The organism is Streptomyces sp. NPDC051219 (assembly GCF_040682335.1).
In the GTDB taxonomy this organism is placed as follows: Bacteria; Actinomycetota; Actinomycetes; order Streptomycetales; family Streptomycetaceae; genus Streptomyces.
This window is the reverse complement of the sequence record NZ_JBFBAS010000002.1, coordinates 372,019-385,489: the sequence shown is the minus strand read 5'-3', so window position 1 is coordinate 385,489 and position 13,471 is coordinate 372,019. Positions and strand designations below refer to the sequence as shown.

Here is a 13,471-nt window from a genome sequence, read left to right as displayed (position 1 = left end):
GCAGGGGACCGCATGCAGTGGAAGGGAGTGCGGCTTCCTGTGGCGTCCCATCGCCGGCCCACACAGTCGGGCCTTGACCGGAGCACCCGTGTCACCGTCCTGTCCGCCGCCGCGGCCACCGCGGCGGCAGCTTTCACGGCCACACCGGCAGGCGCGGAACCACGCGACAACGCCACCGCCGTCCAGGCGAAGGTGGACCACCTCTTCGAGCAGGCCGAGAAGGCCACCGAGCAGTTCAACGAGGCGGACGAGCGCGCCGATCGGCTGCGCGAACAGGTGGGGCAGACCCAGGACGGCGTCGCCCGCGGCCAGGAGCGGATCAACCACATGCGGGGCATGCTCGGTTCGTTCGCGGGCGCCCAGTACCGGGCCGGTGGCATCGACCCGTCGGTCGCCCTGCTGCTGTCCGAGGACCCGGACAGCTATCTCGACAAGGCCGCCACCCTTGACCGCATCGGCGCACGCCAGGCGGGCAAACTGGTGGAGTTCCAGGAAGCGCAGCGGCGGCTCGGCCAGCAGCGCGCCGAGGCAACGCGCAAGCTGGCGGAGCTGGAGCGCCTGCGCGCCGACGTCGCCCGCCACAAGCGCTCGGTCACGGCCAAGCTCGCCCAGGCACAGCAGCTGCTGAACTCGATGCCCCCCGACCAGCGCGCCGCGTACGACCGGGCCTCGCGCTCCGGGCGGGGCGAGGCGCTGCCCGGGCTCGCCGGCCCGGGGGCGTCCTCCCCACGGGCTGCGGCCGCGGTGGCGGCCGTACGCCAGGCGGTCGGCCGGCCCTATGTGTGGGGCGCGATCGGGCCCTCCGGCTTCGATTGCTCCGGACTCATGGTGTGGTCGTACCGGCAGGCCGGAGTCGCCCTGCCGCGCACTTCGCAGGCCCAGCGGAACGCCGGGCGGCACGTGTCCCTCGCCGAGGCTCGGCCGGGCGATCTTGTGACGTACCGGAACGACGCCAGCCACGTCGGCATGTACGTGGGCAACGGCCAGGTGGTACACGCCCCCTACCCCGGCGCACCGGTGCGCTACGACCCGGTCGGCATGATGCCCGTCTCGGCCGTCACCCGGGTCTGAGGGGGAGCGCTCCGGGCGCGTGCGCCGACGGTTCCCCGGTGCCATGCTGAAAACGGTGACTTGGAGGCCGCGATGGGGTTCTACACCGAGCAAGTCGTACCGCGGATCATCAACGCGGCCTGCGGGGTGAAGACGGCCGAACCGCTACGACGGCGGGTCTGCGAGGGCCTGAAGGGCGAGGTCGTCGAGATCGGATTCGGTACGGGACACAACGTCCCCTTCTACCCCGCCGCCGTCAGCGGCGTGGCCGCGGTCGAGCCTTCCGACGTGGGGTGGAAGCTGGCCACGGAACGCGTCGGGGCGACCCGCGTCCCGGTGCGGCGCGCCGGTCTTGACGGTCAGTCGCTGCCGTTCGAGGACAACAGCTTCGACGCCGCCCTGTCCACCTGGACGCTCTGCACCATCCCCGACGCGGGTACCGCCCTGCGTGAGGTCCGGCGTGTCCTCAAGCCCGGGGGCACCCTGCACTTCGTCGAGCACGGGCTGGCCCCGGAGCGGGACGAGAACGTGCGCCGCTGGCAACGACGCCTCGAGCCGGTGCAGAAACGGCTCTTCGGCGGGTGCCACCTCACGCGGCCGATCGTCGACATGCTGACGAACGCGGGGTTCAGGGTCACGGACGTCGAGGTCTTCTACGAGGAACGCGCCCCGAAGGTCATGGCCGCCGACTCCCTCGGCACCGCCGTGTCGCCCTAGGACTTCCGCGCGCCCTGGGACCGGCCACGGGATCACACCGGGGGTGCGCCCGCCCAACCGCAGGTCAGGGCGTTTCGTCGGTTTACCCGTACGCTCGGGCAGCGTGACAGGGAGTGGGCGTGGGCGTGGGCGCGGGCGTGGGGCGGGCCGATGGGCGGGGCCGGTACTGGCCCTGCTCCTTCTGCTGACGTCCGCGTGCGGGACGTCCGCCCCGGCCGGGACCACCGAACGCGAGGTCCGGCGGACGCTGGACCTCCGCGCCGCCGCAGTCCTCGACCGCGACGAGGCCGCCTACCTCGCGGCGCTCGATCCGGCGGCGTCCGCCCTGCGGGCCGCCGCGCGCGAGGAGTTCGCGAACCTGGCGGACGTGCCGCTGAAGTCCTGGGCGTACAGACTGACCAGCCTGCGGCGGAACGGCTCCACGGCCACCGCCCGCGTCGAACTCCGCTACCGGCTGGACGGTTACGACCGTGCGCCGGCCACCGTCGACCGCGAACTGGAACTCGAACAGGACGAGGACGAGGGCCGCTGGTACGTCGCCGCGGACCGGCCCGTGGAGGGAGGCACGCGGCAGATCTGGCAGCAGGGCCGGGTCACAGTCGTGCGCGGCACGCACAGCCTGGTGCTCGGCGTCGGCCGAACGGCCGGGACACTTCGCGAGGTCGCCGAAGCGGCCGACCGCGCGGTGGCAGTCGTCGACGCCGCCTGGACGGGTGACTGGGGCGGGCGCGTGGTCGTCCTGGTGCCCGGATCGCTGGACGGGATGGCCTCGCTGCTCGGCGCGCCCGCGGCCGGCTACCGGGGAATCGCGGCCGTTACCACGGGCAGGTCCGGCGCCTCCCCGGCGGCGTCCTCGGACCGCGTGATCGTCAACCCCGAGGCGTACGCCGTGCTGGGGGAGCTGGGCCGGAGCGTCGTCCTGACCCACGAGACGGCTCACGTCGCCACCCGTGCGGTCACGTCCGCCGCTACCCCGCTGTGGCTCTCGGAAGGGTTCGCCGACTGGTTGGCCTACCGCGGTACGGACCGCACCGCCGACCAGGCCGCGCCCGAGCTGCGCCGGGCCGTACGCGGCGGGGGGCTGCCCGGGCGGCTGCCGGCGGACGAGGAGTTCGGGTTCGGCGGCGACGCGGACCGCCTGGCGCGGGCGTACGAGGGCGGCTGGCTGGCCTGCAGGATGATCGCCGACCACTGGGGCGAGGAGAAGCTGACGGCCTTCTACCGGGCCGTGGGCGCTCACCAGCAGCGCGCGGGCGCGGTGGAGCGAGAGATGGACGAGGTGCTCTCCACCACGCCGGAGGACTTCACCGCCCGGTGGCGCGCGTATCTGCGGGTCCGGCTGGGCTGATCCGGTCGCCGGACCCGGACGCCTCGTCCGGGCGGGGACGGGCGGGCGCGGCCGGTCCCGGCACGGTGTCGCGCCACAGCCGGCGGCACGCGGTGAGCGCCGCCGCGACCAGCAGCCCGTTGCGTACGGCCAGCAGCAGGATGCCGAGCCAGTCGCCGGCCACGACGTGGGAGAACCAGACGGGGAACTCCAGCAGGGTCACCCCGGTCGCGGCCAGCACCAGCCGGGCCGGTACGTCCATCCGGCTTGCACGGAGGGTGAGACATACGGCGGCCAGGCCGACCAGCCAGACCAGATACTGCGGGCTGATCACACGGCTGGTGGCGGTGAAGAGCAGGACGGCAGCGAAGGCCGTGTCACACGCCGTGCTCGCCCCGAACGTCCGCGCGCGCAGGCGCCACACCACCAGCCAGCCGAAGGCGACCACCGTGAGGGCCAGCGCGAGCGTGCTGATCAGGGAGACGTACGGCCCGAGGAATTCCACCGAGCCGTAGTTCAGCAGGACCTCCCCCTCCCAGCCGAAGTGCCGCGCGACATGGAATACCAGTGCGCCGAGCGACTCGATCTCGGTGCCGCGGTCGCGCTGGAAGGTGAGGAACGCGAGCGCCCCCGGCATCGCGGCGGCGAAGAGCAGCGCGAGGCCGCCGGCGGTCAGCGCCGCCGAGCCCCACGCGGCGCGCGTGGCGCGGCCGGGACGGGTCCCCGCGATCAGCAGCGCGGGCCACACCTTCAGCAGCGTGCCCAGCCCCGCCAGCACGCCCAGAGTGCGCGGGCGGCGGGCCCCGGCGAGCAGCGCGGTGACCGCCACGGCCGTCACCATCAGGTCGTACCGGGCGTACGAGGTCGGGCCGAGCAGCGGCACCCCCGCGATCCACACCCAGGTGCCCGTCGTCCGCCGGCCGGCCCGCCGTCCCGCGTACAGCAGCAGGCCCGTGACCAGTGCGTCCGTGAGGAAGGCCAGCACGAAGAAGGCCGCCGCGTAGTCGAGGAAGGGCAGCAGGGCGGGGGAGAGGACGGCGAGCGCGGCGGCCGGCGGGTACTGCCAGGTGACGTCGTCCAGCGGGAAGGTGCCGGTCTTCAGCACCTCGTACCAGCCCTGGTAGATGACGGAGACATCGGTGGTGACGTCCGGCCCGGGGAATGTGAACACCTTGAACACGCACAGCAGCAGCAGGGCTCTGGTGACGCCCCACACCGCGAGCGGCCTCCAGAGCCTCGCGTCGCCGATGCCTGCCATGACCACCTCGTGCGAGTTTTGGCGGGTCTGCCGTGATTGAGCAGCCATGATGCCCCTCGCCGTGGCCGGGGAGCCATGAAGCGCGGCCGTTGGGTACTCTCGGCGGCGATGCACAAGACCCTGATCGTGACCAACGACTTCCCGCCCCGCCCCGGTGGCATCCAGGCGTTCCTGCACAACATGGCCCTGCACCTGGACCCCGAGCAGCTCGTCGTGTACGCGTCGACCTGGAAGCGTGGTCGCGGCGGCGAGGCCGACCCGGCCACCGCCGCATTCGACGCGGAGCAGCCCTTCACGGTCGTCCGCGACCGTACGACCATGCTGCTGCCGACCCCGCGCGTCACCCGGCGGGCCGTCCAGCTGCTGCGCGAACACAGCTGCGAGTCGGTGTGGTTCGGAGCGGCCGCACCGCTCGGGCTGATGGCTCCGGCCCTGCGCCGGGCGGGCGCGAAGCGGCTGGTCGCCACCACGCACGGCCATGAGGCGGGATGGGCGCAGTTGCCCGCGTCCCGGCAGCTGCTGCGCCGGATCGGCGAGGGTACCGACACGATCACCTACCTCGGGGAGTACACACGCTCCCGGATCGCCGCAGCGCTCACCCCGCGAGCCGCCGCGCGTATGGTCCAACTGCCGCCCGGTGTGGACGAGAAGACGTTCCACCCCGGCTCGGGCGGGGACGCGGTCCGCGAGCGGCTAGGCCTGGCCGGCCGGCCCGTCGTGGTGTGCGTGTCCCGTCTGGTGCCCCGGAAGGGCCAGGACACCCTGATTCTCGCGATGCCGCGCATCCTGGCCCGGGTGCCGGACGCCGTGCTGCTCATCGTCGGCGGGGGGCCGTACGCCAACGACCTGAAGAAGCTCGCAGCGGATACGGGTGTACAGGACTCCGTGCGCTTCACCGGGCCCGTCCCGTGGGAGGAACTGCCCGCCCACTTCGGCGCGGGTGACGTCTTCGCCATGCCCTGCCGTACGCGTCGCGGCGGGCTCGACGTCGAGGGGCTCGGCATCGTCTACCTGGAGGCCTCGGCGACCGGGCTGCCGGTGGTGGCGGGCGACTCCGGAGGCGCGCCCGACGCGGTACTCGACGGGGAGACCGGCTGGGTGGTACCCGGAGGGCCCCCGGCGGTCGCCGCGCAGGAGTCGGCCGACCGGATCGTCACCCTGCTCCAAGACCCTGAGCTGCGGCGCCGGATGGGCGAGCGTGGCCGGGAATGGGTCGAGGAGAAGTGGCGCTGGGACCTGCTGGCCGAAAATCTCAAGGCGCTCTTGTAGAAACGCCGCTGCGCGGGATATAGGCGGAATCGGATATTCCGCTCATGATGCGCTCATGACATCAAATCTGACGCGTCGTCATCTTCTGGGCATCGGTGCCCTGCAGACGGCGGCCGCGCTCGGTTTCACCCGCATCGGTCTCTCCCCGGCAGCAGCCGTGGAGCCCCTGGCGGCAGCCGCTGATCAGGCGGCCGCCGCCGACTACGCCCCCGCCGTCGTGGTCGGTTCCGGCTACGGCGCCGCCGTAGCCGCCCTCCGCCTCGGCGAGGCCGGCATCCGGACCCTCGTGCTCGAAATGGGCCGGCTCTGGGACACCCCGGCCGCCGACGGAAAGATCTTCTGCGGCACCTCGGCACCCGACCGGCGCTCCATGTGGTTCCGGACCCGCACCGAGGCTCCGCTCGCCACCTTCCTCTGGCTGGACGTCGTCAACAAGGACATCAGCCCCTACCCCGGTGTCCTGGACCGCGTCCGCCACAGCGGTATCTCCGTGTTCGTCGGCCGGGGTGTCGGCGGCGGATCGCTGGTCAACGGCGGTATGGCGGTGACCCCGCCGCATACGTACTTCTCCGAGGTGCTCCCGCAGGTCGACGCTGCCGAGATGTACGACACGTACTTCCCGCGAGCCCGCCGGATGCTCGGTGTCAACACCATCGATCCGGCCTGGTTCGAGTCCACCGAGTGGTACCGCTTCTCCCGCGTCTCCCGGAAGCACGCCCAGAAGGCGGGCCTGAAGACGGTCTTCGTGCCCAACGTCTACGACTTCGGCTACATGCAGCGCGAGGCCGCCGGACAGGCCGCCAAGTCGGCGCTCGCCGGCGAGGTCATCTACGGCAACAACCACGGCAAGCGCAGCCTCGACAAGACGTACCTGGCGGCGGCCCTCGGCACCGGTAACGTAACCATCGAGACACTGCACCGGGCGAGAGCGGTCCGCAGACAGCCGGACGGTACGTACGTCCTCACCGTCGACCGCACCGACATCGACGGGCGGGTCGTCGAGACGAGGGAGATCGGCTGCAAGCGGCTCTTCCTCGGCGCCGGCAGCCTCGGCACCACCGAACTCCTGCTGCGCGCCCGGGAGACCGGCACCCTGCCGGGGGTCAGTCCACGGGTCGGCACCGGCTGGGGCCACAACGGCAATGTCATGACCGCCCGTGCCAACCACCTCTGGGACACCGTCGGAGCGAACCAGTCGACCATGCCCACCCTCGGCATCGACGACTGGTCAAACCCCGCGAACCCGGTCTTCGCGGAGATCGCGCCGCTGCCCACCGGTCTCGAGCACTGGATCAGCCTGTATCTGGCGATCACCAAGAACCCGGAGCGCGGCACGTTCTCCTACGACGCCGCCACCGACTCGGCGAGGCTCAACTGGACCCGGGACCAGAACGAGCCCTCGGTCGCCGCCGCCAAGCGCCTCTTCGACCGCATCAACAAGGCCAACGCGACGATCTACCGCTACGACCTGTTCGGCGGCAACAAGACCTTCGCGGACGACTTCACGTACCACCCGCTGGGCGGCTGCGTGCTCGGTGACGCGACCGACGACTACGGCCGGGCGAAAGGGTATTCCGGCCTGTACGTCACCGACGGCTCACTGATCCCCGGCTCCGTCGGGGTCAATCCGTTCGTCACCATCACCGCTCTCGCGGAACGGAACATGGCCCGGATCCTGGCGGAGGATCACGCGGTGTAGATCGCCTCGATCTCGTTCGAGAAGTCCTTCGCCACCACATTGCGCTTGAGCTTCAGCGACGGCGTGATGTGCCCCGACTCTTCCGTGAACTGGGAGGGCAGAATGCGGAATTTCCGCACCGATTCCGCCTTGGAGACGGCGGCGTTGCCGTCGTCGACGGCCGACTGCACGGCGGCCAGCAGATCCGAGTCGTTGCGCAGCGAAGCCGCCGTCGAACCGGCCGGCTTGCCGTGCTCCTCGGCCCAGCGGCCCAGGAACTCCTCATCGATGGTGACCAGCGCGCCCACGAACGGCCGCCCGTCGCCCACCACCATGCACTCCGCCACCAGCGCATGTGCGCGGATGCGGTCCTCGATCACCGCGGGGGCGACGTTCTTGCCGCCCGCGGTGACGATGATCTCCTTCTTGCGGCCGGTGATCGCGAGGTAGCCGTCCTCGTCGAGCGTGCCGACGTCGCCGGTGTGGAACCAGCCGTCGGCCAGCGCCTCGGCGGTGGCCGCCTCGTTGTTCCAGTAGCCCTGGAAGACGTGCTCGCCGTGCACCAGCACCTCGCCGTCGTCCGCGATCCGCACCACGGAACCGGGCAGCGGCTGGCCGACCGTGCCGATCTTCTGGCGGTCCCACGGGTTGAACGCGGTGGCCGCGCAGGTCTCCGTCAGGCCGTATCCCTCCAGCACCCGGAAGCCGATGCCGCTGAAGAAGTGGCCGAGACGTTCGCCCATCGGGGCGCCACCGGAGATCGCGTACTCGCAGCGGCCGCCGAGCACCGCGCGGAGCTTGCTGTAGACCAGCCTGTCGAAGACCTTGTGCTTGAACTTGAGCCCGAAGGACGGGCCGGCCGGGGTGGCACACGCCCGGCTGTACGCGATGGCCGTCTCGGCCGCCTTGTCGAAGATTTTGCCCTTGCCGTCGGCCTGGGCCTTGGCGCGCGCCGAGTTGTAGACCTTCTCGAAGACGCGCGGCACACCCAGAATCAGCGTCGGCCGGAACGACGCGAGCTCGTCGGTGAGGTTCTTGATGTCCGACACGCAGCCGAGCCTGACCGGCGCGAGTACGGACCCCACCTCGACCAGCCGCCCGAAGACGTGCGCGGCCGGGAGGAAGAGCAGGACGGAGCTTTCGCCGGTGTTGAAGAGAGGCCTGAGCCGCTCCACCACGTTGCCGCACTCGGCGAAGAAGTTCCGATGGGTGAGCACGCAGCCCTTGGGTTTACCGGTGGTGCCGGAGGTGTAGACGATGGTGGCGATGTCGTCGGCCTTGGCGGCCGAACTGCGCTCGTCCACGGTCTCGTCCGAGATCTCCGAGCCCGCGGCACGGAGTTCGTCGACGGCGCCCTTGCCGATCTGCCAGACCTGCTTGAGGCCGGGCAGCCGGTCGCGTACGGACTCGACGGCCGCAGCGTGCGCGTCGCCCTCCACGATGACGCCGACCGTGCCCGAGTCACCCAGGATCCACTGGACCTGTTCGGGCGAACTCGTCTCGTACACCGGCACGGTGATCGCGCCGGCGCTCCAGATCGCGAAGTCGAGCAGCACCCACTCGTAGCTGGTGCGGGAGATGAGAGCGACCCGGTCGCCCGGCTGCACGCCGAAGGCGATCAGCCCCTTGGCGGTGGCCCGCACCTCGGCGAGGAACTCGGTCGCGGTGAGATCCGTCCACACGCCGTCGACCTTGCGGCTCATGACAGCCACATCTGGATGCTGAGCGGCATTGCGGCGGATCAGATCCGTCAGGTTGCCGTCCGAAGGGACCTCGTACAGGGCCGGAAGGCTGAACTCGCGCAAGACTGCTGCTCCTCTGGGCGCCATCGCCACGATCGGACTGCCCGGACGTTACCCATCGGTAGTGGGTTCCGGATAGGGGGTTCCGGCCAGATGTTCCATGCGTCACACGACACGGCGGTACCTGCCGCACAGTAGTCCACACTTGGTCCACCATTCACCTAGCCCGGGAGTAACCGCAGGTCCGGCACCGTCTACCCAGTCCGGGCGGCTCGTCCTAGTGTGATCGTCATGCCAGGCACACGAGTCCATGTGGTGAGCGACGTACACGGGAACGCGGCGGATCTCGCCAGGGCGGGAGAGGGCGCCGACGCCCTGATCTGCCTCGGTGACCTGGTGCTGTTCCTCGACTATGCCGACCACTCGCGCGGCATCTTCCCCGACCTCTTCGGCGCCGAGAACGCCGGCATCCTTGTGGAACTGCGCACCGCACGGCGGTTCGAGGAGGCCCGCGAGTTCGGCGCCCGCCTGTGGGCCGGCCTCGACCGTACCGCCGCCATCGAGGCCGCGGTACGCAAGCAGTACGCCGAGCTGTTCGCCGCGTTCCCCACGCCGACGTACGCCACCTACGGCAACGTCGACATCCCCGCCCTCTGGCCGGAGTACGCGGGGCCGGGCACCACCGTCCTCGACGGCGAGCGGGTCGAGATCGGCGGCCGGGTCTTCGGCTTCGTCGGCGGCGGACTGCGCACCCCGATGCGTACCCCGTACGAGGTCGACGACGAGGAGTTCGCCGACAAGATCGAACGACTCGGGGAGGTCGACGTGCTGTGCTCGCACATCCCGCCGGACGTTCCGGAGCTCTGCTACGACACGGTGGCGCGGCGGTTCGAGCGTGGCAGCCAAGCGCTGCTGGCCGCCATCCACCGGGTGCGGCCGCGGTACGCCCTATTCGGCCACGTCCACCAGCCGCTGTCCCAGCGCTCGCGGATCGGCGCCACCGAGTGCGTGAACGTCGGCCACTTCGCGTCCACCGGGCGCCCCTGGGCCCTGGAGTGGTGAACAGTGCAGCTCGCGATAGCCTTCACGCGGCAGGCGGCACCTGCGCCTGCTCCACTTCCTCACCGGACCGCACTGGAGGAGCCACAGCGATGGCGGAGCACACCAGCTCGAGCATCACGATCGAGGCGGCACCGGCCGACGTCATGGGCGTGATCGCCGACTTCGCCCGTTACCCGGAGTGGACCGGCGAGGTGAAGGAGGCCGAGGTCCTCTCCACCGACGCCAAGGGCCGAGCCGAACAGGTCCGGCTGCTGCTGGACGCCGGCGCGATCAAGGACGACCACACCCTCGCGTACACCTGGACCGGCGAGAACGAGGTCAGCTGGACGCTCGTCAAGTCACAGATGCTTCGCGCGCTCGACGGCACGTACAGCCTCGCCCCCGCCGGTGGCGGCGACCGCACCGAGGTCACCTACCAGCTGACCGTCGACGTGAAGATCCCGATGCTCGGCATGATCAAGCGCAAGGCGGAGAAGGTCATCATCGACCGCGCGCTGGCCGGCCTGAAGAAGCGCGTCGAGAGCGGCCCGGCAGCCTGATGCGTACGGTCCTCGTCACCGGCCCGGGCGGCGCGGGCCGTACCACCGTCGCGGCGGCGACCGCGGCCACCGCCGCGCGCGCCGGACAGCGGGTGCTGGTCATCTCCACGGACCGGGGCGACGGCCTCGGCGCCCTGCTCGGCTCCACCGTCGGCGACCGGCCGGCCGAGGCGGCCCCGGGCCTCTGGGCCGCGCGGGTCGACTCCGCCGCTGATTTCCGTACCGAACTGCTGGCGCTGCAGGAGCGCAGCTCGACCGCGCTGAACCTGCTCGGTGCGAACCGGCTCGAGGCCGAGGAGCTGACCGAGCTGCCGGGGGCGGAACAGTTCGCGCTCCTGCGCGCCCTGAGAGCTCTGCACGAGGCCCCGGCGGCCCCCCGGCCGACCGACGACGGTGGCGCCTTTTCGGCGGGCGGGCCGGCATCGGGCGGCACAGACGGCGGGGCGCGCACCCCGGCCTCCGCGCAGGACCGGCACGCCCCTGCCGACTGGGATCTCGTCGTCGTGGACATGCCCCCCGTTCCGCAGGCGATCGCCGCCCTCGCGCTGCCCGAACAGCTGCGCCGGTACCTCCGGCGGCTCCTGCCGGCCGAGCGGCAGGCCGCCCGCGCGCTGCGGCCCGTCCTGGCCCAGCTCGCCGGGGTACCCATGCCCGCGCAGTGGCTGTACGCCACCGCCGCCCGCTGGGAGGCCGAGCTCGCCGGGGCCCAGGCCGCCGTCGAGTCGCCGGACACGACGGTCCGGCTGGTCATCGAACCGGGGCCGGCCGGAGCCGACGCTCTGCGCACCGCCCGGACGGGACTGGCTCTGTACGGCCGGGCCCCGGACCTGGTGGTCGCCAACCGGCTGCTGCCCACCGGGTCCACCGACCCGTGGCTCGCCGCCGCCTCGGCCGGGCAGCAGGAGCATCTCAAGCAGCTGACCGACGAGTTCCCGCAGGTGCGGGAGCTGCCCCACCTGGGCCGTGCGCCGCGCTCCCTCGACGACCTCGCCCTGCTGGACGACCTCGCCCTGCTGGACGTGCCGGCGTCCGCGGACCCGGTGGCCGGGCACGGCTGGAGCATCGAGGACCGCCTTGCCGACGACAACGTCCTCGTCTGGCACCTGCCGCTGCCCGGCGCCTCGCGGGACGAGCTGGATCTTGTCCGCCGCGGCGACGAACTCGTCCTCGGCGTCGGCCCGTTCCGCCGTGTCGTCACCCTGCCGTCCGCACTGCGCCGCTGTACCGTCTCGGGGGCCGGCCTCCGCGACGGCGAGCTCCGCATCCGCTTCACGCCGGATCCGGCGCTGTGGCCGCGGGCGAACTGAACGTCTTCCCGCCGTTCAGGTACCGTCGGTTGTACTAGCCGTTGTCCTCCCGCAGGAGCCCGCCATGAGCGAAGCCACCGATCGCCCCGTCGATGCAGACGCTTGGGCCAAGGCGTGCGCCGAGGACCTCGCCGCGGAGAAGGCCCGCCGCCGCGGGCAGCAGGGGCCGCCGCCCGGCACCGCCGCCGAGGAGCTGCGCAAGCTCGTCGACGCGGTGGCCGACAAGGTCGCCTCGCTCCAGTCGCCGCTGCTGGGCTCGGCGGCGCAGGGCGCCGTCCAGCAGCTGATCAGCCAGGCGAAATCCGCGGTCGAGCCGGTCATCGAGCGCAACCCCGACGTCTTCGACCACCTCGCCGCCGCCGGTTCCGAGCTTCTCGCCGCCTACCGGTCCGCCGTCGAGTCGCAGGAGCGCCGCTGGACGCGGGGGCCGGGGGACGAGGGTCCCGGGCCGGCCGAGCGCATCGACCTCGACTGACGTGCCGTCGCCCTCGGGTACGGTTGGCTCTAGCGGGGCTCGACCGAATACTGAGGGACATATGGGACTCACCATCGGCGTCGACATCGGCGGCACGAAGATCGCGGCGGGCGTGGTCGACGAAGAGGGCGCCATTCTGGACACGTACAAGGTGCCCACCCCGTCGACCGCCGACGCCGTCATCGACGCGATCTGTACTGCCGTGTCCGAGGTCAGAGGCGGGTACGAGATCGAGGCCGTCGGCATCGGCGCGGCCGGATACGTCGACGACAAGCGCGCCACCGTGCTTTTCGCGCCGAACGTCAACTGGCGCCACGAGCCGCTCAAGGACAAGGTCGAGCAGCGCGTCGGCCTGCCCGTCGTCGTCGAGAACGACGCAAACGCGGCCGCCTGGGGCGAGTACCGCTTCGGCGCCGGTCAGGGCCACGAGGACGTCATCTGCATCACCCTCGGCACCGGCCTCGGCGGCGGCATCATCATCGGCAACAAGCTGCGGCGGGGACGCTTCGGTGTCGCCGCGGAATTCGGTCACATCCGGGTCGTGCCGGACGGCCTCATGTGCGGCTGCGGCAGCCAGGGCTGCTGGGAGCAGTACGCGTCGGGGCGCGCGCTGGTCCGGTACGCGCAGCAGCGTGCCAAGGCGACTCCCGAGAACGCCCAGATCCTGCTGTCCCTCGGTGACGGCACGGTGAGCGGCATCGAGGGCAAGCACGTCAGCGCGGCCGCCCGCCAGGGCGACCCGGTGGCTGTCGACTCGTTCCGCGAGCTCGCCCGCTGGGCGGGCGCGGGTCTGGCCGACCTGGCCTCGCTCTTCGACCCCTCGGCGTTCATCGTCGGCGGCGGCGTCTCGGACGAGGGCGAGCTGGTCCTCGACCCGATCCGCAAGTCGTTCCGGCGCTGGCTGATCGGCGGCCAGTGGCGTCCGCACGCCCAGGTCCTGGCGGCCCAACTGGGCGGCCGTGCAGGCCTGGTGGGCGCGGCGGACCTGGCCCGCCAGGGTTGACCTCCGTACGGCAGAGCCCGCCGCGCCCTGTAGGGGGTGCGGCG

General features: G+C 71.8%; 12 protein-coding genes. 10 read left to right on the top strand and 2 right to left on the bottom strand.

The features are described 5' to 3' along the window. Positions 1–39 precede the first annotated feature (39 nt). The 3 genes from AB0M62_RS04525 (at position 40) to AB0M62_RS04515 (ending at position 3,115) form a co-directional block, all read left to right on the top strand. A complete protein-coding gene (locus AB0M62_RS04525) occupies positions 40–1,071 on the top strand; it encodes an NlpC/P60 family protein (protein ID WP_366072611.1) in 1,032 nt (343 codons plus the stop codon). A 72-nt stretch (positions 1,072–1,143) separates the two neighbouring features. Beyond that, positions 1,144–1,767, top strand: coding sequence for a methyltransferase domain-containing protein (locus AB0M62_RS04520; protein WP_366072610.1), 624 nt, complete (start codon positions 1,144–1,146; stop codon positions 1,765–1,767). A gap of 103 nt (positions 1,768–1,870) precedes the next feature. Continuing rightward, positions 1,871–3,115: a hypothetical protein gene (locus tag AB0M62_RS04515; RefSeq protein WP_366072609.1), complete on the top strand. Its 1,245-nt coding sequence runs from the start codon at positions 1,871–1,873 to the stop codon at positions 3,113–3,115. Here AB0M62_RS04515 and AB0M62_RS04510 read toward each other — a convergent pair. After that, positions 3,072–4,352: a glycosyltransferase family 87 protein gene (locus AB0M62_RS04510; protein ID WP_366072691.1), complete on the bottom strand. Its 1,281-nt coding sequence runs from the start codon at positions 4,350–4,352 to the stop codon at positions 3,072–3,074. The two genes, AB0M62_RS04515 and AB0M62_RS04510, sit on opposite strands and share 44 nt — an antisense overlap. 108 nt (positions 4,353–4,460) lie before the next feature. Between AB0M62_RS04510 and AB0M62_RS04505 the strand changes: the two genes are divergently transcribed. Next, positions 4,461–5,621, top strand: a complete 1,161-nt coding sequence (locus AB0M62_RS04505; RefSeq protein ID WP_366072608.1) for a glycosyltransferase family 4 protein — start codon at positions 4,461–4,463, stop codon at positions 5,619–5,621. Between the two features lie 55 nt (positions 5,622–5,676). Continuing rightward, on the top strand, positions 5,677–7,320 hold the full coding sequence (locus AB0M62_RS04500) for a GMC oxidoreductase (RefSeq protein WP_366072607.1): 1,644 nt from the start codon (positions 5,677–5,679) through the stop codon (positions 7,318–7,320). On the opposite strand, the gene AB0M62_RS04495 is transcribed toward AB0M62_RS04500, so the two are convergent. Further along, a complete protein-coding gene (locus AB0M62_RS04495; protein WP_366072606.1) occupies positions 7,308–9,104 on the bottom strand; it encodes an AMP-dependent synthetase/ligase in 1,797 nt (598 codons plus the stop codon). The genes AB0M62_RS04500 and AB0M62_RS04495 overlap by 13 nt on opposite strands. A 228-nt stretch (positions 9,105–9,332) precedes the next feature. On the opposite strand from AB0M62_RS04495, the gene AB0M62_RS04490 reads away from it, so the two are divergent. The 5 genes from AB0M62_RS04490 to AB0M62_RS04470 all read left to right on the top strand — a co-directional run bounded on the left by AB0M62_RS04490 (position 9,333) and on the right by AB0M62_RS04470 (position 13,427). Continuing rightward, positions 9,333–10,103, top strand: a complete 771-nt coding sequence (locus tag AB0M62_RS04490) for a metallophosphoesterase (protein ID WP_366072605.1) — start codon at positions 9,333–9,335, stop codon at positions 10,101–10,103. An 89-nt stretch (positions 10,104–10,192) separates the two neighbouring features. Further along, entirely contained in the window at positions 10,193–10,642 is a 450-nt protein-coding gene (locus AB0M62_RS04485; RefSeq protein ID WP_366072604.1) for an SRPBCC family protein, read from the top strand. Next, a complete protein-coding gene (locus tag AB0M62_RS04480) occupies positions 10,642–11,949 on the top strand; it encodes an ArsA-related P-loop ATPase (protein ID WP_366072603.1) in 1,308 nt (435 codons plus the stop codon). The genes AB0M62_RS04485 and AB0M62_RS04480 overlap by 1 nt, the downstream gene beginning before the upstream one ends. A gap of 64 nt (positions 11,950–12,013) precedes the next feature. Beyond that, the gene (locus AB0M62_RS04475) at positions 12,014–12,424 is read left to right on the top strand and encodes a DUF5304 domain-containing protein (RefSeq protein WP_366072602.1); all 411 of its coding nucleotides are present in this window, start codon (positions 12,014–12,016) and stop codon (positions 12,422–12,424) included. 61 nt (positions 12,425–12,485) lie between these two features. After that, on the top strand, positions 12,486–13,427 hold the full coding sequence (locus AB0M62_RS04470) for an ROK family glucokinase (RefSeq protein ID WP_366072601.1): 942 nt from the start codon (positions 12,486–12,488) through the stop codon (positions 13,425–13,427). Positions 13,428–13,471 lie beyond the last annotated feature (44 nt).